The organism is Arthrobacter sp. Soil_C_49 (assembly GCF_057656635.1).
This window is the reverse complement of the sequence record NZ_JBDGJZ010000005.1, coordinates 89,343-111,954: the sequence shown is the minus strand read 5'-3', so window position 1 is coordinate 111,954 and position 22,612 is coordinate 89,343. Positions and strand designations below refer to the sequence as shown.

General features: G+C 65.9%; 22 protein-coding genes, 1 tRNA gene and 1 other RNA gene. 12 read left to right on the top strand and 12 right to left on the bottom strand.

Features of this window, described 5'->3' with window-relative positions; genetic code table 11:
• Positions 1-117: 117 nt before the first annotated feature.
• On the top strand, positions 118-1,554 hold the full coding sequence (gene gnd, locus AC3A4Z_RS10430; RefSeq protein ID WP_493968799.1) for an NADP-dependent phosphogluconate dehydrogenase: 1,437 nt from the start codon (positions 118-120) through the stop codon (positions 1,552-1,554).
• Positions 1,555-1,705: 151 nt separating this feature from the next.
• Here gnd and epsC read toward each other — a convergent pair whose 3' ends face one another.
• The 3 genes from epsC to msrA form a co-directional block, all read right to left on the bottom strand.
• Positions 1,706-2,290 carry a serine O-acetyltransferase EpsC gene (gene epsC, locus AC3A4Z_RS10425; RefSeq protein WP_493958004.1) on the bottom strand — a complete coding sequence of 195 codons (585 nt, stop codon included), beginning with the start codon at positions 2,288-2,290 and terminating at the stop codon, positions 1,706-1,708.
• Between the two features lie 40 nt (positions 2,291-2,330).
• Entirely contained in the window at positions 2,331-3,266 is a 936-nt protein-coding gene (cysK, locus tag AC3A4Z_RS10420) for a cysteine synthase A (protein WP_091422743.1), read from the bottom strand.
• Between the two features lie 65 nt (positions 3,267-3,331).
• Positions 3,332-3,856, bottom strand: a complete 525-nt coding sequence (gene msrA, locus AC3A4Z_RS10415; RefSeq protein WP_498711505.1) for a peptide-methionine (S)-S-oxide reductase MsrA — start codon at positions 3,854-3,856, stop codon at positions 3,332-3,334.
• A gap of 101 nt (positions 3,857-3,957) precedes the next feature.
• Between msrA and AC3A4Z_RS10410 the strand changes: the two genes are divergently transcribed.
• Both AC3A4Z_RS10410 and AC3A4Z_RS10405 read left to right on the top strand, forming a co-directional pair.
• The gene (locus AC3A4Z_RS10410; RefSeq protein WP_498711504.1) at positions 3,958-4,896 is read left to right on the top strand and encodes a Nif3-like dinuclear metal center hexameric protein; all 939 of its coding nucleotides are present in this window, start codon (positions 3,958-3,960) and stop codon (positions 4,894-4,896) included.
• 100 nt (positions 4,897-4,996) lie between these two features.
• Positions 4,997-5,734 carry a zinc ribbon domain-containing protein gene (locus tag AC3A4Z_RS10405; RefSeq protein ID WP_498711503.1) on the top strand — a complete coding sequence of 246 codons (738 nt, stop codon included), beginning with the start codon at positions 4,997-4,999 and terminating at the stop codon, positions 5,732-5,734.
• Between the two features lie 34 nt (positions 5,735-5,768).
• Here the strand turns inward: AC3A4Z_RS10405 and AC3A4Z_RS10400 are convergent, their stop codons facing one another.
• A complete protein-coding gene (locus AC3A4Z_RS10400; RefSeq protein ID WP_498711502.1) occupies positions 5,769-6,533 on the bottom strand; it encodes a YaaA family protein in 765 nt (254 codons plus the stop codon).
• 55 nt (positions 6,534-6,588) lie between these two features.
• On the opposite strand from AC3A4Z_RS10400, the gene rnpB reads away from it, so the two are divergent.
• The 5 genes from rnpB to AC3A4Z_RS10375 all read left to right on the top strand — a co-directional run bounded on the left by rnpB (position 6,589) and on the right by AC3A4Z_RS10375 (position 10,497).
• Positions 6,589-6,980, top strand: an RNA gene (rnpB, locus tag AC3A4Z_RS10395) — RNase P RNA component class A.
• A gap of 45 nt (positions 6,981-7,025) precedes the next feature.
• On the top strand, positions 7,026-7,568 hold the full coding sequence (locus AC3A4Z_RS10390; RefSeq protein WP_498711501.1) for a TspO/MBR family protein: 543 nt from the start codon (positions 7,026-7,028) through the stop codon (positions 7,566-7,568).
• Between the two features lie 253 nt (positions 7,569-7,821).
• A complete protein-coding gene (locus tag AC3A4Z_RS10385) occupies positions 7,822-9,300 on the top strand; it encodes a glyceraldehyde-3-phosphate dehydrogenase (protein WP_142064385.1) in 1,479 nt (492 codons plus the stop codon).
• 77 nt (positions 9,301-9,377) lie between these two features.
• Positions 9,378-9,587 (top strand): hypothetical protein, encoded by a 210-nt coding sequence (locus tag AC3A4Z_RS10380; RefSeq protein WP_050054769.1) that lies wholly within the window; start codon positions 9,378-9,380, stop codon positions 9,585-9,587.
• A 112-nt stretch (positions 9,588-9,699) separates the two neighbouring features.
• A complete protein-coding gene (locus AC3A4Z_RS10375; protein WP_498711500.1) occupies positions 9,700-10,497 on the top strand; it encodes an HNH endonuclease family protein in 798 nt (265 codons plus the stop codon).
• 69 nt (positions 10,498-10,566) lie between these two features.
• Here AC3A4Z_RS10375 and def read toward each other — a convergent pair whose 3' ends face one another.
• The 3 genes from def to orn form a co-directional block, all read right to left on the bottom strand.
• A complete protein-coding gene (gene def / locus AC3A4Z_RS10370; RefSeq protein WP_498711499.1) occupies positions 10,567-11,139 on the bottom strand; it encodes a peptide deformylase in 573 nt (190 codons plus the stop codon).
• Positions 11,140-11,232: 93 nt separating this feature from the next.
• Positions 11,233-11,305, bottom strand: a tRNA-His gene (locus tag AC3A4Z_RS10365).
• Positions 11,306-11,434: 129 nt separating this feature from the next.
• On the bottom strand, positions 11,435-12,064 hold the full coding sequence (gene orn, locus AC3A4Z_RS10360) for an oligoribonuclease (protein ID WP_498711498.1): 630 nt from the start codon (positions 12,062-12,064) through the stop codon (positions 11,435-11,437).
• Between the two features lie 153 nt (positions 12,065-12,217).
• Here orn and mptB point away from each other — a divergent pair, with 153 nt between their 5' ends.
• Positions 12,218-13,774, top strand: coding sequence for a polyprenol phosphomannose-dependent alpha 1,6 mannosyltransferase MptB (gene mptB, locus AC3A4Z_RS10355; protein ID WP_493968807.1), 1,557 nt, complete (start codon positions 12,218-12,220; stop codon positions 13,772-13,774).
• Here mptB and AC3A4Z_RS10350 read toward each other — a convergent pair.
• The 3 genes from AC3A4Z_RS10350 to AC3A4Z_RS10340 are packed head-to-tail and all read right to left on the bottom strand — an operon-like array spanning position 13,767 to position 16,361.
• The gene (locus AC3A4Z_RS10350) at positions 13,767-14,450 is read right to left on the bottom strand and encodes a DNA alkylation repair protein (RefSeq protein ID WP_498711497.1); all 684 of its coding nucleotides are present in this window, start codon (positions 14,448-14,450) and stop codon (positions 13,767-13,769) included. The two genes, mptB and AC3A4Z_RS10350, sit on opposite strands and share 8 nt — an antisense overlap.
• 40 nt (positions 14,451-14,490) lie before the next feature.
• Positions 14,491-15,231, bottom strand: a complete 741-nt coding sequence (locus AC3A4Z_RS10345) for an alpha/beta hydrolase (protein WP_498711496.1) — start codon at positions 15,229-15,231, stop codon at positions 14,491-14,493.
• Positions 15,228-16,361, bottom strand: coding sequence for a LacI family DNA-binding transcriptional regulator (locus tag AC3A4Z_RS10340; protein ID WP_498711495.1), 1,134 nt, complete (start codon positions 16,359-16,361; stop codon positions 15,228-15,230). The genes AC3A4Z_RS10345 and AC3A4Z_RS10340 overlap by 4 nt, the downstream gene beginning before the upstream one ends.
• A 171-nt stretch (positions 16,362-16,532) precedes the next feature.
• On the opposite strand from AC3A4Z_RS10340, the gene AC3A4Z_RS10335 reads away from it, so the two are divergent.
• From AC3A4Z_RS10335 to AC3A4Z_RS10325, 3 genes are read left to right on the top strand one after another with little or no spacing between them, the layout of a single operon-like run.
• A complete protein-coding gene (locus AC3A4Z_RS10335) occupies positions 16,533-17,702 on the top strand; it encodes a Gfo/Idh/MocA family protein (RefSeq protein WP_142064365.1) in 1,170 nt (389 codons plus the stop codon).
• Complete coding sequence (locus AC3A4Z_RS10330) at positions 17,702-18,916, top strand: dihydrodipicolinate synthase family protein (RefSeq protein WP_498711494.1); 1,215 nt, start codon at positions 17,702-17,704, stop codon at positions 18,914-18,916. The genes AC3A4Z_RS10335 and AC3A4Z_RS10330 overlap by 1 nt, the downstream gene beginning before the upstream one ends.
• Positions 18,913-19,752, top strand: coding sequence for a sugar phosphate isomerase/epimerase family protein (locus tag AC3A4Z_RS10325; protein WP_498711493.1), 840 nt, complete (start codon positions 18,913-18,915; stop codon positions 19,750-19,752). Before AC3A4Z_RS10330 ends, AC3A4Z_RS10325 begins: the two co-directional genes overlap by 4 nt.
• 126 nt (positions 19,753-19,878) lie before the next feature.
• Here the strand turns inward: AC3A4Z_RS10325 and xylB are convergent, their stop codons facing one another.
• Both xylB and xylA read right to left on the bottom strand, forming a co-directional pair.
• Positions 19,879-21,297, bottom strand: a complete 1,419-nt coding sequence (gene xylB, locus AC3A4Z_RS10320) for a xylulokinase (RefSeq protein ID WP_498711492.1) — start codon at positions 21,295-21,297, stop codon at positions 19,879-19,881.
• 2 nt (positions 21,298-21,299) lie between these two features.
• Positions 21,300-22,487 carry a xylose isomerase gene (xylA, locus tag AC3A4Z_RS10315; protein ID WP_091422790.1) on the bottom strand — a complete coding sequence of 396 codons (1,188 nt, stop codon included), beginning with the start codon at positions 22,485-22,487 and terminating at the stop codon, positions 21,300-21,302.
• Positions 22,488-22,612 lie beyond the last annotated feature (125 nt).

The window sequence follows — 22,612 nt, the reverse complement described above, 5'->3', positions numbered from 1 at the left end:
CGTTACTTTTTTGTGACCGCCCGAATATATATGCTTTATTCAGACCCCCGGTCTGCAACTGTGCTTCCGCCAAGGGAGCCCCTGCACATCCATCGCACAGTATGAATTGGAGTTTTGATGTCTGCACACATCGGTGTCACCGGCCTTGCCGTCATGGGTGCCAACCTGGCCCGCAACCTCGCACGGAACGGCTTCACGGTCGCACTACACAACCGGTCAGTGGAGAAAACCGACGCCCTGCTCGAACGGTACGGCTCCGAGGGTGACTTCGTCCGGACCGAAACCCTGCAGGAGCTCGTGGACTCCCTGGAGAAGCCCCGCCGTGTGCTGATCATGGTCAAGGCCGGCAAGCCCGTTGACTCCGTCATCGAACAGCTGGAGCCGCTGCTGGAAGCCGGTGACATCATCATCGACGCCGGCAACTCCCACTACGAGGACACCCGCCGCCGCGAAGCCGCGCTGGCCAAGAAGGACCTGCACTTTGTAGGCGTCGGCGTATCCGGCGGCGAGGAAGGCGCACTGAACGGCCCGTCCATCATGCCCGGCGGTTCCAAGGAGTCCTACAAGGCCCTCGGCCCGCTGCTGGAAAAGATCTCCGCCAAGGTGGACGGCGAACCGTGCTGCGCCTGGGTGGGAACCGACGGCGCCGGCCACTTCGTCAAAATGGTGCACAACGGCATCGAATACGCCGACATGCAGGTCATCGGCGAAGCCTTCGACCTGCTGCGCTCCGGTGCAGGCATCGAGCCGGCCGAGCAGTCCAAGATCTTCACCGAGTGGAACAAGGGCGAGCTGTCCTCCTTCCTGATCGAAATCTCCGCCGAGGTCCTGGGCCACGTTGACGCCAAGACCGGCAAGCCCTTCGTCGACGTCGTGGTGGACGCCGCGGGCCAGAAGGGAACCGGCCGCTGGACGGTCATCTCCGCACTGGAACTCGGCTCTCCTGTCTCCGGCATCGCCGAATCCGTGTTCGCCCGCGCCCTGTCTTCCCAGGCGGGCCAGCGCAAGCTCGGCCAGGAACTGCTGGCCGGCAACGAAGCATCCGTGGAAATCCCGGAGACCTTCGTTGAGGACGTCCGGCAGGCACTGTACGCCTCCAAGCTGGTCTCCTACGCCCAGGGCCTGGACATGCTCACCTCCGCCGCCAAGGAATACGGCTGGGACCTGAAGCTGGACGAAATCGCTTCCCTGTGGCGCGCCGGCTGCATCATCCGCGCCGAACTGCTCAAGGACATCACCAAGGCCTACGCTGCTGACGAGAAGCCCGCGAACCTGCTGTTCGCCCCGGCCTTCACCAAAGCCATCGCCGACGCACTGCCCGCCTGGCGCCGTGTTGTTGCCACCGCCGTCCAGCTGGGCATCCCGGTTCCGGTGTTCTCCTCCTCGCTTGCCTACTACGACGGCCTGCGCCGCAAGCGCGTTGCCGCCGCCCTGATCCAGGGCCAGCGCGACCTCTTCGGTGCCCACACTTACGGCCGTGTTGACGCCGAGGGCACGTTCCACACCCTCTGGGGCGAGGACAAGTCCGAAATCGAAGCAGTGGACACGCACTAACGTCCGCGCCGCGCAAGCGAACGGCCGGCAGGTCCCGGGATTCTTTCGGGAACTGCCGGCCGTTTTCTCTGCGGCGACAACACAAAAGGCCCGGGACCGCTGCCGCATTGGCAGCAGGCCCGGGCCTTTTGCCGGGTTGGCCGAATCGGGCCTAGATGCGGTATTCGATGTCGTATTCCGCCGGGTCCACGGCGGGCTTGGTTTCCCGCTGGGCGTCCCGGTGGCGCCACTTGGCAGGGATACCGGTCACAATCGATTCGGGCGGCGCGTCCTTAACCACCACCGCGTTGGCACCAACGGCACTGTCGCGGCCGATGGTGATCGGCCCCAGGATCTTGGCCCCGGCGCCGATGGTGACGCGGTCCCCGATGGTGGGGTGCCGTTTGATCTTGGCCAGGGAGCGGCCGCCCAGCGTCACGCCGTGGTAGATCATCACGTCCTCGCCGATCTCCGCGGTCTCGCCGATCACCACGCCCATGCCGTGGTCGATGAAGAACCTGCGGCCTATGGTGGCGCCGGGATGGATCTCGATACCGGTCCAGGACCGGCCCAGCTGGGACAGGAGGCGGGCCGGGAACCGGAGCGCCGGATTCTGCCACAGGCGGTGCGTCAGCCGGTGGATCCAGATGGCGTGGAGGCCGGAATAAGCGAAAAAGTTCTCAAAAGAACCTCGCGCCGCCGGGTCGTGGGACCGGGCGGCGTCGAGGTCTTCCTTCAGTCTTGCGAAAAAGCCCACAAAGTTCTTTCTACAGGAAACGGGCGGAGGGCGGCTCTAATCAGCCGCGGATGTCGTCATACAGCACAGTGGAGATGTAACGCTCGCCGAAGTCGCAGACCACTGCAACGATCAGCTTGCCCGCGTTCTCCGGGCGCTTGGCCAGTTCCAGGGCGCCCCAGACGATGGCGCCGGAGGAGATGCCGCCCAGGATGCCTTCCTTGACGCCGAGCTCGCGGGCGACGCGGACGGAGTCCTCGAGGGTGGCGTCCAGGACCTCGTCGTAGACGTTGGTGTCCAGGATTTCGGGCACAAAGTTGGCGCCGATGCCCTGGATCTTGTGCGGGCCGGGAGCGCCGCCGTTGAGGATGGCGGAGTCCTTGGGTTCGATCGCAACGATCTGCACGCCGGGCTTGCGTTCCTTCAGGACCTGGCCGACGCCGGTGACGGTTCCGCCGGTGCCGATGCCCGCGACGAAGATGTCAACCTGGCCTTCGGTGTCGGCCCAGATTTCCTCGGCCGTGGTGGTGCGGTGGATTTCCGGGTTGGCCTCGTTGGCGAACTGCTGGGCCCAGATGGAGTTCTCGGTGTTGGCCACAATTTCCTGGGCCTTCTCCACGGCACCGCGCATGCCCTCGGAACCCGGGGTCAGCACAATCTCGGCACCAAAGGCACGCAGCATGACACGGCGCTCGGTGGACATGGTCTCCGGCATGGTGAGGATGACCTTGTAGCCGCGGGCAGCGCCCACCATGGCCAGGGCGATGCCCGTGTTGCCGGAGGTGCCTTCCACGATGGTTCCGCCGGGCTTCAGGGCACCGGACTTCTCTGCTGCGTCCACGATGGCCACACCGATGCGGTCCTTCACGCTGTTAGCCGGGTTGTAGAACTCGAGCTTGACGGCAACGGTGGCATCCAGCCCCTCGCTGAGCCGGTTGAGCTTGACCAGCGGGGTCCCGCCGACGAGCTGCGTCACGTCGTCATAAATCCGTGCCATGTAGATACGCCTATCTGGTTAGGGGTGAATACTGAGGTCAGCCTAACGAGGCCGCGTAACACCCGCTAAGCGTTAAGCCATGCAGAGTAATATTTCCTGGCCTTTGCGAGCTTGGGGTTGATGATCACCTGGCAGTACCCCTGCTCCGGATGCTTGGCGTAGTAGTTCTGGTGGAACTCCTCGGCAACGTAAAACCGCGGGAGCCGGCTGACTTCGGTGACGATGGGATTCGCCCACAAAGCCTGGTTGCGTTCGATGGCTTCCTCGAACAGGATCTTCTCTTCGGTGGTTTCGTAGAACATGGATGACCGGTACTGCGTCCCCACGTCGTACCCCTGGCGGTTGAGGGTAGTGGGGTCGTGCAGGGCAAAGAACATATCCAGGATGACTTCCGCGGGGATGATGTCCTCGTCGAACGTCACTGCCACCACTTCGGCATGTCCGGTGGTGCCGTTGCAGACCGAGTAGTAGTCCGGGTTTGGATCGTGGCCCCCCGTGTAGCCGGATACGACGGCGCTGACGCCCCTGGTCTTCCGGTAGACGGCGTCAAGGCACCAGAAGCAGCCTCCGCCTAAAACAAAAGTTTTCATGACCTCTTCAATGGTTGGCGGCCCCGGATGATTCCCCGGCCATCCCGCAGGTATGCGTCAAAGGCGGAGCCCGGACGGTGTGATGGGGTAAAACTAAGACTATGGAACCTGTGGACACTGACGTTACCGGCCAGGAGAAACGCGACGGCGAAAAGCTCGACGGCGGCGCCCCTTCCGGCGGGGAGGCAGTGGCCGGGCAGCCCCAGGCTCCCACCTTGGCTGAACTGCTCCTGGCGGTGGAGGAACTGTGGCCGGAGTCCCTGGCGGAAAACTGGGACGAGGTGGGCCTGGTGGCAGGGCACCCAGCCGCGCCGGTCACGCGCGTCATGTTTGCCGTGGATCCCACCCTGGAAGTCATCGAAGAGGCCGTGGCATGGGGTGCAGAGCTCCTGATCACCCACCATCCACTGCTGCTGAAGGGTGTCACCACGGTGGCCGCCACCACGCCCAAAGGCCGCGCCATCCACCGGCTCATCGAGTCCGGCACCGCACTCCTCACCGTCCATACCAACGGTGATTCCGCCGTCGGCGGCGTTTCCGATGTCCTCGCGGACGCCTTGGGTCTGCAGGACGTGGCCCCGCTCACCGTTGCCGCCAACGGCCTGCCGGAAGAAGGGATCGGCCGTGTGGGGGACCTGGCGGATGCCATGACCCTGGGTGATTTCGCGGCCCGGGTCTTCGGGATCCTGCCCTCGGTGGCCGGGGGAGTACGCGTTTCAGGTGACAAGGACGGCCTGGTGCGGCGGATTGCCGTCTGCGGCGGTGCCGGGGACTCACTGTTCAACGAGGTGCGCGCCAGCAACGCGGACGTTTACGTCACTGCGGACCTGCGCCACCACCCGGCGTCGGAGGCCCGCGAGGCTGCACTGAACGGCCGGCCCTACCTGGTGGACGTCTCGCATTTCGCCAGCGAGTGGTTGTGGCTGCCTGCCGCGGCTGCAGCCCTGGGCAACGTGCTCGCTGACCAGGGACATGAGGTGGAGATCCAGGTCAGCACCACCAACAGTGATCCCTGGGACTTCATCCTGACTCCGGGCTGAGCCGGACCAGGCGGCGCGAGGGGAGCTGCCAGGCGCTAGAGTCTAGGAAGCGCCGGTACGGTGCCCGGCTCCGGCCGGAAGGGATCAATCGGAGGTAACAGTGGCGAAGGCAGCACCGGCGGAACAGTTGAAGTTGCTTGAGCTGCAGGCGCTGGACGCCCGGCTCAAGTCGCTGTCAAACCGCCGCCGCACACTGGAGAACGATCCGCGGATCAAGGATCTTGAAGCCGCCCTTTCCGTTGCCAACGGTGAGCTGGGCGCCGCCAAGGTGGCCGTGCACGACGCCGAGGCTGAACTGAAGCGCGCCGAGGCGGATGTGGAACAGGTTGCCTCCCGCATCGAAAGGGACGAGGCCAGGCTGAACAGCGGCACGGGCCTGTCCAAGGACCTCGTTGCCCTGCAGAAGGACATCGCCTCCCTCAACAAGCGCCGCTCGGACCTTGAGGACGTGGAACTCGAAGTCCTCGAGCGGCTCGACTCGCTGCGCGCCAAGCAGGCGGCACAGCAGGCCATCGTGGACGACATCCAGGGGTCGTTCGGCGGTATCCGGGCTGAGCTCGATGCCGAGCTGGTTGAGGTGGAGGCGGAAGCTGCCGGCCTGCGGAGCCGTCGCGCCGAATTCGCGGCCGGGATCGACGCGGGAATGCTCGCCGTTTACGAAAAGACTCTGGCCAAGCGTGGTGTTGGCGCGGCCCGGCTCTTCCACGGCACGTCCGAGGCTTCGGGAATGAAGCTGAGCCCCGGCGACCTCGCCGAGATCAAGGCCGCGGCGGCCGACGACATAGTCTTTTGCCCGGACTCCGGCGCCATCCTGGTCCGTTCGGAGGAATGGGCCTGACCCAGGCGCTACCCGGCTGGGGAGGCGGGGGGAGTCAGCCCGGCAGGATGATGTTCAGCGCGTGCGGTTTCCGTGCCGAACCCTCCACCAGTTCGGCCTCCCACTTTTCGCGGGCTGCCTTCAGGAGGTCCGACGGCATCGCGGGCGCCTTGCCCCGCCGCACCAGCAGGTGCCGGGCCAGTTCGCCCCGGGTGTGCTTGGCGAAATGGCTGACCACCTTCCGGACTCCGTCGACCTCGGTGAAGACATTGACCATGACCGTTTGGGCGGCCGGGGGAGCCCAAGCCGCTGCATAGGTACTGGACCGGCAGTCCACCAGCAGGTGCCCGGCGGCGGACTCCGCCAGCGCCTCGGAGAGCTGCGGCTTCCAGAACGAGGCGAGGCGGCCGACGTCGGGCAGGGCAGTGCCCATGGACAGCCGGTAGGCGGGCACACTGTCGCCGAAGCGGATGGCGCCCCACAGTGCGGAAATCACCAGTACCGCTTCGTCCGCCTTGCGCCGCTGCGCCGCGGTGAGGCTTTTGTAGCCCAGGGCGTCGTACAGCACCCCGGAGTAGATGCGGTGGGCGGGTGCGGCCGGTTCCGCGTGGAGCCGGGTGTTGCGCTCGACGTCGTCCTTCAGTGACGCTCCGACGCCCAGCAGCGCGAGGGCGTCCTCGTGGGCGCTTACCGTACCGAGCGCGTCCAGCACTTTGGCGCGGTAGGTGTTCAGTTGCGGGAAGCTGAGGGAAGGCCAGTCGACGGCGGATCCGCGGACCGCCGGTGTCTTGCCTTCGGAAGGGGGCAGCAGAATCAGCACCGTCCGATCCTACCGGCGCAGGAAAGCAACCCGTCGCCGGTAGACTGGAACCGGATGGGTTGACCAGGCGGCCGCGCGTCACGAAAGTGGCTCGAGGAACGTCCGGGCTCCATAGAGCAGGGTGGTGGGTAACGCCCACTCGGGGTAACCCGCAGGCCAGTGCCACAGAAAACAGACCGCCTGGGTCGCGCCGGTTTGAAAGCGGCACGAAACAGGCAAGGGTGAAACGGTGGTGTAAGAGACCACCAGCTTCCCGGGTGACCGGGAAGGCTAGGTAAACCCCACCCGGAGCAAGGCCAGACAGGGCACGTTCGAGGGCTGCTCGCCCGAGTGTCCGGGTAGGCCGCTGGAGGGCGCCGGCAACGGCGTTCGTAGATGGATGGCCGCTACTCCCGCACCGGCAACGGGGCGGGAGCACAGAACCCGGCGTATCGGTCAACCCATCCACTTAGTCCGGTTTGACCTTGGAAGCTGTGTTGGGGATGCTGAACCGTGCCCGCGAATACTGATGGACAATCCGCCTCCGCAGCAACCGGACGGCCCGGCCCTTCAACCGGCAGGCAAGTGCTGGCGCTGGCCGGGTTCCTGTCCCTCTCGTTTGCTGTCTGCATGCTCGCTTCCGTCCCGATCATCCTGCACTCCAACGGCTGGTTCGCCAGTTCAACGAAGGCGCCGTGGATGCCTGCCGGATGGATGTTCCGTACCGTGTGGATCGGACTGTATGCCTGCATCGGCCTGTCCGGATGGCTGGTGTGGCGCAAGGGAGCCCTGGCCGGCCGCCTCCTGCGGTCCTACGGACTGCAGTTGCTGCTGAACCTGGCCTGGCCGTTTATGTTCTTCGCCATGTACCCCATGCTCGGTTCCGTTGCCCTGTGGCTCGCCTTCGCCGTCATCTTTGCCCTGGCATGTGTCCTGGCGCTGCTGGTGATGGACGCCGGCCCGGTCCATACCTGGGCGGGGCTGCTGGTGCTGCCTTATCTGTCGTGGGTGGTCTTCTCCGCAAGCCTCAACCTCTATTCGGCCCTGCACAATTGAGCGGCACACCTCAAGTCCTGTGTGAGTGATTTCACGCGGCTTGAGCCGCCCGCGGGCGGTCTGCCAAATTAGAATGGATAGCGGACGCAGGAGTTCTTCCGCCGAAAGTTGCGTTTGCAGCCGGCGGTTTTCTTTTGCATATGATCCAGGCGCCTGGGGAACAACCCCGCAGGTGCCGGCGCCCCTGGACACCATCAGGTGGCCGACATCCGTGTACGAGGACGTACGCGGCTGAACCGAGGAAGGTATTTCTGTGAGCCAGACTTCAGATTCTTGTCTTGATACGTGGATGGGCCGCGAGGCCCTCGCCGAGGCCATGATTCCGGTGATCGGCCGGCTGTACCGCGAAAACAACGTGGTTACCAGCATCCACGGTCGCAGCCTGATCAATAAGTCCACCATGAACATCCTTAAGGCGCACCGCTTCGCGCGCAGGATGAGCAAGGACGAACTGCTGCTGGAGGAGACGGCTCCGCTGTTGAACACCCTGGCGGGGCTGGAGCTGGGTGCGGCGGCGATCGACATCGCCCGGCTGAACCAGAAGTTTAAGGAAGAAGGCGGCGACGCCACCCTGGAGGAGTTCCTTCGCGAAGAGCTGGCCGAGATTGTGGGCAAGCGCGGCGGCGACGACCGCACCAGCACCGACGTTGTGCTCTACGGCTTCGGCCGCATCGGCCGCCTCCTGGCCCGCCTCCTGATCGAAAAGGCGGGCGGCGGCCACGGCCTCCGGCTGCGGGCCATCGTGGTCCGCAGAGGCTCGGACAACGACCTGTCCAAGCGCGCCAGCCTGCTGCGCCGCGACTCCGTCCACGGCTCCTTCGAAGGCACCATCCGCGTGGACGAGGCAGCCAACACCATCACCGCCAACGGCGTCCAGGTCCAGGTCATCTACTCAGACAACCCCGCCACCATCGACTACACCGCCTACGGCATCAACAACGCGCTCGTGGTGGACAACACCGGCCGCTGGCGCGACGCCGAAGGCCTGTCCCAGCACCTGCAGAGCAAGGGCGTGGCGCGGGTGCTGCTGACCGCCCCGGGCAAGGGCGAACTGAAGAACATCGTCCACGGCATCAACCACCGCACTATCGAGGACACGGACCAGATTGTGTCCGCAGCCTCCTGCACCACGAACGCCATCACCCCGGTCCTGAAGGCTATCAACGACAAGTTCGGCGTGGTCCACGGCCATGTCGAGACCGTCCACTCCTTCACCAATGACCAGAACCTGATCGACAACTTCCACAAGGGCGACCGGCGCGGACGCTCGGCCGCGCTGAACATGGTGATCACCGAGACCGGCGCAGCCAAGGCCGTGGCCAAGGCCCTGCCCGAACTGCTGGGCAAGCTCACCGGCAGCTCCATCCGCGTCCCCACCCCGGACGTTTCGCTGGCCATCCTGAACCTGAGCCTGGAAAACGGAACCACCAAGGACGAGGTCAACGAATACCTGCGGGAGATGTCGCTGCACTCGGACCTGCGCAAGCAGATCGACTACATCGACTCGCCCGAGGTTGTTTCCACGGACTTCGTCGGTTCCCGCCGTGCGGGCATCGTGGATGGCCTTGCCACCATCTCGAACGAGAAGAACCTGGTGCTCTACGTCTGGTACGACAACGAGTTCGGTTACAGCTGCCAGGTGGTCCGCGTGATGGAGGAAATGGCCGGGGTCAACCCGCCCTCCTTCCCGGCCAAGGAAACTGCCTCGGCCCTGGCGGCAATCGCCGTCTAGGCACAACTGCCCGGGTCTCCAGGGATTTCCCGGCTGATTCGCTGGAATCAGCCGGGAAACGGGACCACACTTGTGCCATGGATAAAGAATCGACGCTTGAGCACGAAACCACCCTGGAACACGCCCTGGATGTGGCCAAGGCCAACCACAAAGAAGCCGTACGGCTGCTGGAGGGTGCCCGCGCGGGTCACGCCACCGGCGACGTCAGCGCGGACCGGGTGCGGCAGCTTGAGGGTCTCCTGGCCATTGCCGAGGAGGACCTCCGGCGGGTGATGCGGGAGCAGTAACCGGCCGGTGCGACCTTGCACCCGCCCTCCACAGTGTGGATATCTGCAGGGACGGCGGGCGGGTGTCCTAGGCTCGTCTGGTGCATGAGCGTACCGGACGGGCCGAAGCCCGATGACCGTAAGCTGGTCCGCCTACCGGCGTGCCCGCCGTCGTTCCCGGCAGGCATGGGCAGTTCTCGCCCTGGCTGCGGTCTCAGTCCTCGCAGCCCTGCTCTGGTTCTTTACCGCCGGCCAGTTCGCCGTAGCGGAGCCGGCCGCGTCCGGGCCCGCCGAGGCGCCGGTGTTTGATCCGGCCTGGATGAAACCCGTAGTGCCGGTGCATGCCGTGCCCGAAGGCACCGCACTCTCCGCCCTGGACGGCCTGGCCGTCAAAGGACGTGCCGCCAAGAACTCGTACAACCGCGAAGCGTTCGGCCAGGCCTGGCAGGACGTTGACCGGAACGGCTGCGATACCCGCAATGACATCCTTCGGCGCGACCTGGCAGGCGTGGTCTTCGTCGACGGCTCCAAGTGCCGGGTGGCAGCAGGCTCCTTCCAAGAGCCGTATACAGGGCAGTTCGTGGACTTCCGGCGTGGCTCCGACAGCAGCCGTGCGGTCCAGATTGACCACGTGGTGGCACTGGGGGACGCGTGGCAAAAGGGCGCCCAAGGGCTGACGGCCTCCCAGCGGCAGAGCCTGGCCAATGATCCGCTTAACCTCATCGCAGCCGACGGCCCGGCGAACCAGCAGAAGAGCGCGGGCGACGCCGCCACCTGGCTGCCGAAAAACAGCTCGATCCGCTGCCACTATGTAGCACGCCAGATCTCCGTCAAGGCAGCCTATGGGCTCTGGGTCACGGAAGCGGAGAAGGAAGCGATGAAGCGCGTCCTCGGGTCCTGCCCCGAACAGCGTACGGTGTCAGCCCGCTAGGCCCGGGCAGCATTCCCGACCGTCCCCGGGGGCGGGTAAACGAGGCAAGGCGGCCTCCCGCCGTCGTGCCTAATGCCCGAAGGGATCCGGGTCCACACCCGGCATCCATGTCAGCCCGGGAACTCCCCAGCCGCTCTTCTTGGCCTGCTTCAGCGCCTTGCGCGCATAGCGGTCCATGAGGCGGTTGACGTACAGCTTCCCGTCCAGGTGGTCATACTCGTGCTGGATGACCCGGGCGAACCAGCCCGTGGCCTCAAATTTCACTGGCTGGCCGTAGCCGTCAAAACCCTCAACGCGCGCCCATTCGGCCCGTTTGAGGGGATACACCGGGCCGGGGAAGGACAGGCAGCCTTCTTCCTCCTCGTCCGGATCAGGGACGGCGCCGGAGATCTTAGACAACGTCAGGACGGGGTTCACCAGCACGCCGGTGGGCGGCGCGCCGTCGTCATTGGCGTACTTGTACACGAAGATCCTCTTGCCGACGCCCACCTGCGGGGCGGCAAGGCCCACGCCGTTGGCGGCATCATTGGTTTCGAACATGTCCGCAATCAGGGTCCGCAGCTCGTCGTCGAAGACTTCAACTTCGGCTGCCCTGCGGTGAAGTACGGGCTCTCCCCAGACGGTGATTGGCAGAACAGTCATCTCGCGGTCCTCCGGCGGTATCCAGTGCAGAAGCAATTGATGCAAAACAAAGGAGGCCGCACCGGATATCCGGTACGGCCTCCTTACTGTGAGGGTGAGCTACGGGGGTTGAACCCGCGACCTCCTGGACCACAACCAGGCGCTCTGCCAACTGAGCTAAGCCCACCATGCGCCCTGCAGATTTACCGGCCAACCGGCTCTCTGGAAAGGCAACTCAAATAGTTTACCTGCTCTTCAGGGGTGCTTCGTCCACTTTTGCCGATTTCACCGAAATTTCCGGCAAACGTGGCGCAGATTACGCTTCTTCCTGCTGCCCGTCCGCGGAACCGGTGATGCGCTTCGCGATCCGCTGGGCCGTGGCGCTGTCCGGACCGGGTGTCGGCACGAAGACCGCTTCGCGGTAGTAGCGCAGTTCGTCAATGGAATCCTTGATGTCACCCAGGGCCCGGTGGCCGCCCTTTTTGGCCGGTGACTGGAAGTAGGCCCTGGCGAACCAGCGGCGGGACAGTTCCTTGATGGTGCTGACGTCGATCACGCGGTAGTGCAGGTGCTCCACCACGGCCGGCATATCGCGGGACAGGAAGACGCGGTCCGTTCCCACCGAGTTGCCGCCCAGCGGGGCCTTGCGGGGATCCGGCACCCACTTGGAGATGTATTCCATCACCGCAGCCTCGGCTTCCGCCATGGTGATGCCGTGGGGCAGTTCCTTGAGCAGGCCGGATTTGGTGTGCATGTCCCGGACGAAGTCGTTCATCTGGGCCAGGGCGGTGTCATCCGGTTTGATCACGACGTCCACGCCGTCGCCGAGGATGTTCAGTTCCGAATCGGTGACCAGTGCGGCAACCTCGATCAGGGCATCGTTTTTGATGTCCAGGCCGGTCATTTCGCAGTCGATCCAGACGATTCGTTCGTTAGATATAGGCACCGGACCAGCCTACCGTTACACCTCCGCAGTGCCTGCCGGTGCTAGGATTTCGGTACGCGGCGGGACCACTTGCTGTCGTTGTAACCCGCTTGTGCCGGCCATGCAGCCCGCCGGGCAGAATCGCGCAAACGCAAAAGATTGGACCATCCTGAGATGACGGCGCCTGTGCCTGCAGCGGGGGAGCTTGCGGCCGCGGAATCTGCTCCGGCAGACGGGGCCGACGTCGATAATCCCCGCTCTCCGCTCCTCGCCGGATTCGTGGGCTCGCTGTTCATGATGATCGGGTCGCTGGGAGTGGGCTGGCTGGCCCCCGTTTCCGAACTCCGCAGGATGCCGCTGTTCATCTGGATGCGGGCCGAAGCTGCCGGCGTTGCGCTGTCCATCATCCTGCTGGCGGTGGGCGGGATGCTCCTGGTCCGCGCGTGGCTGCGGCTTGGCCAGCGCATCCGGGTCTGGGGCGACCAGGCGCGGCAGGCGACACTGATGGCCGTGGTGGCCTGGGGGCTGCCCATGATGTTCAGCGTCCCGCTGTTCAGCAGGGACGTGTACGCCTATATCGGGCAGGGCCGCCTGATGGTGGAGGGCTTCAACCCCTACGAGAACGGCATCTCGGCACTTTCCAATTACTTCCAGCTGGGCGCGGACAAAATGTGGACCGAAGCCCCCGTTCCCTATGGCCAGCTGTTCCTGTGGATTGAACAGTTTGTGGTGTGGTCCACCAATGTCCAGCCTGAAGCCAGCGTGATGCTGTTCAGGTTGGTGGCGCTGGCCGGCGTGGTGCTGTGCGTGATCTATGTACCCAAACTCGCCGAGCTGCACGGAGTCAATCCGAACCGGGCCCTTTGGCTGACGGCGGCCAACCCGCTGTTCCTGACCAACTTCATTGCCAGCGTCCACAACGATGCCCTGATGATCGGGCTGGCCCTGGCAGGCCTCTACTACTCCGCCACCCGCCGGGTGGTCCGCGGCATTGTCCTCGTGACGCTGTCCATCGCCGTCAAGCCCATCACCATCGTTTTCCTGCCCTTCATTGGACTCCTCTGGGCAGGGAAAAACGCCGGGTGGCTGCGGAAGTTCGCCTTCTGGGGGCTGACGGCAGGCCTGAGCCTGGGGATCCTGGTGCTGATGAGCCTGGTGAACGGGTTCGGCTTTGGCTGGATCAACGGGCTGTCCGCCCCGGGCAGCATCTACATCTGGTACGCGCCGGTCGGCCTGATCGGCATGGTGGTGGCCTCCCTGGCCAACGCCTTCGGGCTGGACGGGTTGGTCCTCGCGGACTGGGTGTTCGACGCCGGGAAGCTGCTGGCGGTGGGCGTGGTCGCCTGGCAGATTTTCCGGGGAGAGCATGACCGCCTGATCCGGCGCCTCACCCTTGCGTTTGCCGCGATCGTGGTCCTCGCACCCATGATCCAGTCCTGGTACGTGGTGTGGCTTATTCCGCTGTTCGCCGTCACCGGCATCCGGAACGACTGGCAGGTCAAGGCCCTCTACTTTGTGGTCTCGTTCTTTATGATCTACGCCATTTCCGACCAGCTGGAAGTCTTCCCCTATCTTCAGACGGCGGACCTTGGGCTGGCGCTTGCCCTGGCCCGGGTTGCTGCTGCCGTCACCGGGCTGCTGTTCGGCCTCTACCTCATCTTCTGGGATCCCCGCACCCGGACCCTCTTCCGGAAGACCGGCGATCCGGTGCTCGAACGGCCTGTCATTTAGCCAGGTTCTTCAGTGCCTCACGGCGGGACAGCGGGCTGAGGCTTCCCTCGTGTCCGGCCACAAAGTCCGTCACCCACTGCGGCGCGGTCTTGGCGTATTCCCGCAAGGCCCAGCCGATCGCTTTCCGGATAAAAAATTCGGGGTCCGCCAGGTTAGCTTCGATGACGCGGCGGAGGAGTTCGGGATCGGTGCCGGCCTTGGCTTTGAGCTGCGCTGTGAGGGAGGCGCGCCTGATCCAGAAGTCGGGGTCTGTGCTCCAGCCCAGAATAACGGCCGTCATTTCCGGCCGGTGGGCCTGCAACAGAGCACAGATCCGGCCGGCCACGCCGTCCGCAAAATCCCACCACGCCCCTTGGCGGATGATCTCCTCGTAAACCGGGAGCATCTGCAGATCCGCGGCCACCAGCCTGCCCGCCGTCAGGTCAATGGCGGCATACCGCTCCTCCCGGAATCCGGCGGTACGCCACAATTCCAGGACCGTTGCCCGGAGCTGGTCCGCGGACGCGAAGGGGTGGCGGCGAGCAGCCGCAGCGCTCAGCCGGCGCACCTCCGGCACGCGGACGCCGAGCGAGGGCATGGCCGATTTCATGTACGCCTGCGCACCCGCGGCACGTACGGGATCAGCGTGGCCGCGGAGTTCGCTGCGGATGAGGTCAACGAGTTCCCGGTTCACCATGCTGCAACTCTAGCCACGGCTCTGTTCCTGATGAGGCGGGCTAAGCCTGGGTCCAGCCTGCGCGGTCCAGCCAGCCGGCGCAGAGGGCGGGCCACTGGTCCGCTCCAGGTTGCTCGTCCGCCAGGCCCAGCCCGTGGCGGCCCTCGGGGAAGACGTGCAATTCGGCGGGGACACCGGCGTTGAGCAGGGCCGCGGTGTAGCCCAGGCTGTGGCTGACGGGCACAGCGGCATCATCTGCCGTATGCCAGACGAACGCGGGCGGCGTTTCGGTGGTGACCTGCAGCTCAGCGGACAGTTCGGTCAGGAGGTCTGCCGACGGCGACTCGCCCAGGAGGTTGTCCACGGAGCCCTGGTGTACGGCTTGGGTATAGGACACCACCGGATAGCAGAGCACCGTCAGGTCCGGGACTGCCGCCGGGACGTCCAGTTCGGCGCTGCCGGTGGCCACTGCCGTGGACAGTGTCGCTGCGAGGTGCCCGCCGGCGGAAAACCCGAGCACGCCCACGCGCCGGGGGTCCACCGACAGCCCGTGGGAACCGCCCCGGATCCGGAGCATTGCCTGCTTGGCATCCTCAAGCGGCGCCGGATGCCGGTCCGGGGCGACGCGGTAACGCAGGACGAAGGCGTGGATGCCCAGCCCTGCCAGCCATTCGGCGACGGGCTCCGCCTCGTGGTCTGCCTGGCGGCCGTAGCCGCCGCCGGGGAGGACCAGGACGGCCGGCCTGTTCCCGGATCCGCCTGCCCGGGAGGGCACGGCGGTCAGCTGCAGCGCCACCGTCATGCGGCCGTCTCCGTGCTGCGCCGCAGCGTGACTTCGCCGGTGATGGCCTGCTGCCGCCCGCCGTCGGGCCCTGCCTGCCCGGAACCGGCACCGTCTTCGCCGGTAGTGTCCTCGCGGGCACCGGCCGCGCCGGGAGCCGTGGCGCGGGTGGCCTGGCGTCCGATCTCTTCCAGGGGGAGGCGCACCGTCGACAGCGCGGGACGGAAATCGCGGAGAGTCTCGATGTCGTCAAAGCCGGCGATGGTGGCATCGCGCGGGATCCGGAGTCCCTGCGAACGGAGGGCGGCCGTGGCGCCGATGGCCATCACGTCATTGACGGCAAAGATGCAGAGCTTGCTGCCGGCAGCTCCCTTCCCGTCCTTTGCCTGCCGGGCCTTGATCAGGTCAGCCAGCTTGAGGCCGGCTTCGTAGCCGCCGGCACGGTTGAATGCTGTGCGGAAGATATCCGCCGGTTTGCGTCCGGCGGCTGCCAGGCCTTCCTGGAAGCCGCGGATCCGGTCGTCGGAGGTGAAGAGTCCCTCCGGTCCGCCGATGATCACAAAATCACCGTCCCGGCCTGAGGCGAGTTTGCCCGCCAGCGCTGCCGCGAGTTCCTGGTTTGGTACGGCCAGCACGTGGTAGCCCTCCGGTGCTGTCGCGCCCACCACAGGGTGGCCCACCACCGCTACCCGGCCGCCGTTCCGGCAGTACCGGTCCAGTTCAGCCGCCAGTTCCGCGTTGCCTTCCTGGTTTTCCGGCTGCGAAGAGCGGGAGCCTGCAATCACGATTGAATCAGCACGGCGCGCTGCGAAAGCCGCAACTGCTTCCTTCTCCTCAGCCGGGGCTCCGCCCGTGGTGGCGAGCAGCACCATCTTCCGCTGCTCACGCGCGGCTTCCTGGACGCCGCGGGCGATGGCGGCAAAGTACGGGTCGGCGATGTCGTGGACGATCAGTCCGATCAGCCCCGAGCTGGACTTAGCCAAGCCCTGGGCCTGCGCGTTGGGAATGTATCCCAGCGAGTCCGCAGCCTGGCGGACCCGGTCCGCAATGTCCTGCCCGGGCTTTCGCGCGGAACCATTGAGGACCCGGCTCGCGGTGGCAGGAGACACTCCGGCCAGCCGCGCCACCTCGGTAAGGGTACTTGCAGCCACAGCGTCTCCTGATCGGCTTTGTTGGTCAATAGGCGTAATCACATTATGGCAGTTTTGAGCCTCCGCTGGAAAGCGCTTGCCAATGAGACTCCGGAGGTGCATCATTGACGTAGAGGGAATGCGCTTTCCCAATCAGCTTGAGAACAACTGCTCACTCACCGTGGAGGACTTATGGGCTTCGAGACAAAAACAATCCGCATCGCCATGAACGGCATCACCGGCCGGATGGGTTACCGCCAGCATCTGCTGCGCTCCATCCTCCCCATCCGGGACGCCGGCGGCTTCACCCTGGAGGACGGCACCCGCATCCAGGTTGAGCCCATCCTGGTGGGCCGCAACGAAGCCAAGATCCGCGAACTGGCCGAAAAGCACAAAGTCTCGGAGTGGAGCACCGACCTGGACGCCGTGATCAACGACCCCACGGTCGACGTCGTTTTCGACGCCTCCATGACCAGCCTCCGCGCCGCCACCCTCAAGAAGGCCATGCAGGCCGGCAAGCACATCTTCACCGAAAAGCCCACGGCCGAAACTCTCGAGGAAGCCATTGAGCTGGCCCGCATCGGCAAGGAAGCCGGAGTCACCGCCGGCGTTGTCCACGACAAGCTGTACCTGCCCGGCCTGGTCAAGCTCCGCCGGCTGGTGGACGAAGGCTTCTTCGGCCGCATCCTCTCCATCCGCGGCGAATTCGGCTACTGGGTCTTCGAGGGCGACATCCAGGCCGCCCAGCGCCCGTCCTGGAACTACCGCAAGGAAGACGGCGGCGGAATGACCACGGACATGTTCTGCCACTGGAACTACGTCCTCGAAGGCATCATCGGCAAGGTCAAGAGCGTCAACGCCAAGACCGCCACCCACATCCCCGCCCGCTGGGACGAAGCCGGCAAGGAGTACAAGGCCACGGCCGACGACGCCTCCTACGGCATCTTCGAGCTTGAGACCCCCGGCGGCGACGACGTCGTCGGCCAGATCAACTCCTCCTGGGCCGTCCGCGTCTACCGCGACGAGCTCGTGGAATTCCAGGTGGACGGCACGCATGGCTCCGCCGTCGCCGGCCTGAACAAGTGCGTCGCCCAGCAGCGCGCCCACACCCCGAAGCCGGTCTGGAACCCGGACCTTCCGGTCACCGAATCCTTCCGCGACCAGTGGCAGGAAGTGCCCGCCAACGCTGAGCTGGACAACGGCTTCAAGCTCCAGTGGGAAGAGTTCCTCCGCGACGTCGTGGCCGGCCGCGAACACCGCTTCGGCCTGCTGTCCGCAGCCCGCGGCGTCCAGCTTGCCGAGCTCGGCCTGCAGTCCAACGACGAACGCCGCACCATCGACATCCCGGAGATCACCCTCTAATGACCTCACTCATTCTTCCCTCCCACGACGGCGGCACCAGGGAGTACCGCCTGCAGGGCGGCACCACATGGGCGCGCCCCGCCGCACCGCTGACCGCCCGCCGCGCTTACGCCGCCGCGCACGTCATCCCCGAGGTCCTGGCGGACAACACCCCCGGTGCCCCCGCCCGCCTCGACTGGGATGCCACCATGGCCTACCGCCACGAGCTCTGGTCCTACGGACTGGGCGTTGCCGACGCCATGGACACCGCCCAGCGCGGCATGGGCCTTGACTGGGCAGCCACCCAGCAGCTCATCAAGCGCACCGGAGTAGAGGCCGCCTCGGTGGTTTCGTCCGGCAACGCAGCAACGGCCGGCAAGTCGGTCCGTGACCTCGTATCTTGCGGCGCCGGCACGGACCAGCTGGACATCGACTCCCTGCCCGCGGGCGAGGCCGGCCTCAAAGCAGTCCTCGAGGCATACCGTGAGCAGATCGCCGTCATCAGCGAAGCCGGACCCAAAGTCATCATCATGGCCTCGCGCGCACTGGCCAAGGTCGCCCGCGGCCCGGAAGACTACCTGAACGTGTACTCCACCCTGTTGCAGGAGGTGGAGCAGCCGGTGATCCTGCACTGGCTGGGCACCATGTTCGATCCCGCCCTGGCCGGCTACTGGGGCTCGGACCATGTAGCAACCGCCACGGACACCTTCCTTGGCCTCATCAAGGACAACGCGGCCAAGGTGGACGGCGTCAAAGTCTCGCTGCTCGACGCCAGCCACGAGGTGGCCCTCCGAGCCGCCCTCCCCGAAGGCGTCCGCCTCTACACCGGCGACGACTTCAACTACCCCGAACTGATCGACGGCGACGGCAGCCACCACTCCGACGCCCTGCTGGGCATCTTCGCGGCGATCTACCCCGCCGCGTCGGTGGCCCTGCAGAACTACGACGCCGGCAACGCCGTCAAGGCCCGCGAGATCCTCGACTCCACCCGCGAGCTGGGCAAGCACATCTTCAGCGCCCCCACGTTCTACTACAAGACCGGGATTGCGTTTATGTCCTGGCTCAACGGCAAGCAGCCCGGCTTCCAGATGGTGGGCGGCCTGCACTCCGGCCGCTCCGTCTGCCACCTGGCCAAGACCTTCGAACTGGCGGACCAGGCCGGACTCCTGCGGGATCCGGCACTGGCTGCCTTCCGGATGTCCGATTACCTGCGGATCAACGGGGTGGGCGTGTGAGCGACTTCTCGCGCCTCTCCATCAACAGCGCCACCACCAAGAAGTGGACGCTCGCCCAGGTCGTTGAAGGCTGCGTCAACGCCGGCATTCCCTCGATCGGCCCCTGGCGGGACCGGGTGGAGGAAGCCGGCCTGGACAAGGCCGCGCGTCTGATCAAGGATGCCGGACTCCGGGTCTCGTCCTTGTGCCGCGGCGGGTTCCTCACCGCACCCGACGCCGAGGGGCAGGCGGCTGCCCTGGCCGACAACCGGGCCGCCATCCTCGAAGCCGTTGCGCTGGACACCAAAGAACTGTTCCTGGTGGTGGGCGGCCTGGCGCCGGGGGAGAAGGACGTGGTGGCAGCACGCCAGCGCGTTGCGGACCGCCTCGCGGACCTCGTTCCCTTCGCCGAGGAACACAGCGTCCGCCTGGTCCTGGAGCCGCTGCACCCGATGTACGCTGCGGACCGTGCCCTGATCTCCACCCTGGGGCAGGCGCTGGACCTTGCAGCGCCGTTCGACGCCTCCACGGTGGGCGTCGCCGTGGACACCTTCCATGTCTGGTGGGATCCCGAGCTGAAAGCGCAGATTGAGCGCGCGGGCCGGGAAAACCGCATCGCCTCCTACCAGGTGTGCGACTTCAACATGCCCATCGCCGCCGATCCGCTGCTGTCCCGCGGGTACATGGGCGACGGCGTGGTGGACTTCGCCACCATCGGCACCTGGGTGCGCGATGCAGGTTATACCGGGGACATCGAAGTCGAGATCTTCAATCAGGGCATCTGGGACACGGACGGCAACACTGTCCTGGCCACAGTCAAGGAGCGCTACGCGGAGCTTGTACTCCCGTTCGCCTGACCTGAGATAGACCGCGGGCTCCTGCCACGCTTTCCCAACATGGCTGCCAGGAGCCTGCGCCCCAAACGAAAAGACCCGGACCGCGCTCGCGGTCCGGGTCCTTCCGTTTCCGGTTGTCTGCAGGTACTAGGCGGACATGCCGGCGTACCGGCGGTAACGTGCCAGCACCCCGCCGTCGTCCTTTCCGGGAGGAAGGTCGACGGCGTCCAGCGCCCACTGCGGAAATTGTCCGGTGAGCGCCGCGGCGGCCTGGCGGGCTGCGCCGTCGGCCACGTATTCGCCGGGTCGGGGAACGGTGATGCTGATTCCCAGCAGCCGGGCCGCCGCCGACTGGACGGCGGCGGACTGTGCCCCGCCGCCCACGAGGATGATCCGCCGTGCCTCCACGCCTTGCTGCTGCAGGGCGGCCAGCCCATCCGCCAGGGAGCAGACCACGCCCTCGACGGCGGCAAGCGCCAGGTTCGCCGGCGTGTAGTTGGCGCGGGTGATGCCATGCAGGGAACCGGTGGCGTCCGGCAGGTTCGGAGTGCGTTCGCCGTCGAAATAGGGCACGAGGGTAAGGCCCCCGGCGCCGGCTTCCGCGGACAACGCCAGCTCGTTGAACCCGTCGAGGCTGACGCCGAGCAGGGCCGCGGTGGCGTCAAAAATGCGGGTGGCATTGAGGGTGCACACGAGCGGCAGGTAATGCCCGGAAGCATCAGCAAACCCTGCCACCAGTCCCGACTGGTCGGCGGCGGGAGTGTCCGAGACGGCAAAGACCGTTCCCGACGTCCCCAGGGACATCACCACATCCCCGACGCCGGCACCCACACCCAGCGCCGCCGCCGCGTTATCCCCGGCTCCCGCTGCCAGGAGGGCACCGTCCGCAGTCTTGCCTGCGACCTCCAGCGGACCCAGCACCTCGGGCAGCAGCGGAACGTGCCCCAGGGAAGACTCCAGGACCTCAGGCAGGTACGTGCCGGCCGCCGTTGAATAGTAGCCGGTGCCGGACGCGTCGGAACGGTCGGTGGCCAGGGCCTCAAGATTGCCCGGACCACTATCCGGACCGTGTCCGTGCAGCCGCCACGTCAGCCAGTCATGCGGCAGGCACACCGCGGCCACTTTCGCCGCGTTCTCCGGCTCATTAGCGGCCAGCCAGTGCAGCTTGGTCAGCGTCAGCGAAGCCACCGGGACGGTGCCTGTGGCACCGGCCCAGTAGCGCGCGCCGGCGGCAGTGTCGCCGTCGCCTGCGGACCTGATCAGGTCTTCGGCCGCGGCGGCACTGCGTGTGTCGTTCCAGAGCAGGGCCGGGCGGATGACGCGGCCGTCCCGGTCCAGGCAGACCATGCCGTGCTGCTGCCCGCCCACGGAGACCGCGGCCACGTCGGTCAGCCCGCCCGCCTGCTCTATCGCTTCCTGCAGGGCGTCCCACCAGTGATCGGGGTGGACTTCAGTGCCATCCGGATGGCTGGCCCTGCCCTGGCGGACCAGTGCCCCCGTATCCGCATCGCGGATCACCACTTTGCAGGACTGGGTGGAGCTGTCGATTCCTGCTACCAGCGCCATGGTCAGCGGGCGTTGAGGAGGTGTTCGATGGCGAGCTGGTTGAGGCGGACGAACGCGAAGGAGCGTTCGGCGGCCTTGTCGGCGTCGAAGTCCTCGAACGCTGCGGCGTCGTTGAGCAGGTCGGCCGTGGTTTCGCCGGCGGCCAGGGTGGGTTCTGCGAGTTCGCCGACGCCGGAGGCCGCGAGGGCGGCCTGGACTTCGGGGTCGGCGCGGAAGGCCAGGGCGCGTTCTTTGAGGAGCAGGTAGGTGGCCATGTTGGCTTTGGCTGATTCCCAGACGCCGTCGTAGCCGTCGGTGCGGGAGGGCTTGTAATCGAAGTGGCGCGGGCCCTCGTAGCGGGGGCCGCCGTTGGGGAAGCCGTTTTCGAGCAGGTCCACCGTGAAGAACGCGCTGGTCAAATCGCCGTGGCCGAAGACGAGGTCCTGGTCGTACTTGATGCCGCGCTGGCCGTTGAGGTCGATATGGAACAGCTTGCCGGCCCACAGGGCCTGGGCGATGCCGTGGGTGAAGTTCAGCCCGGCCATCTGCTCGTGCCCGGTTTCGGGGTTCAGGCCCACAATGTCGCCGTGTTCGAGCTGGGCGATGAACGCCAGGCCGTGGCCCACGGTGGGCAGGAAGATATCGCCGCGGGGCTCGTTCGGCTTGGGCTCAAGTGCGATCCGCAGGTTGTAGCCCTTGTCCTTGATGTAGGCCGCGGCGGTGTCCACGCCTTCCTTCATCCGGTCCAGCGCGGCGGCCAGGTCCTTGGAACCGTCGTATTCGCTGCCCTCACGCCCGCCCCACATCACAAACGTCTCGGCGCCGAACTCCGCGGCGGAATCGATATTGCGCAGCACCTTGGACAGCGCGAAGCGTCGGATGGAGCGGTCGTTGGAGGTGAAGCCGCCGTCCTTGAACACCGGGTGGCTGAACAGGTTGGTGGTCACCATCGGCACCTTCAGGCCCGTCTCGGCCAGGGCAGCCTTGAAGTTCTTCAGGATCAGCTCCCGCTCCGAGGCGGTGGCATCAAACGGCACCAGGTCGTTGTCATGGAAGGTGATGCCGTACGCGCCAAGCTCAGCCAGCCGGTGCACCGCCTCCACCGGATCCAGGGCCGCCCGGGTAGCGACCCCGAACGGGTCTGCACCGGTCCAGCCCACAGTCCAAAGACCAAAAGTGAACTTATCAGCAGGGGTGGGGGAAAGAGTCATCATGCGTCCTTGCAGTCAGTCGTGGCGCGGTCTTTCCCGGCCACTTAGTTTATCGCTTGAACTATATAGGCGGCATTAGGCTAGGGTCAATAGCAGCGGGCAGGTTCGGAAGGCCCGGTTTTTTC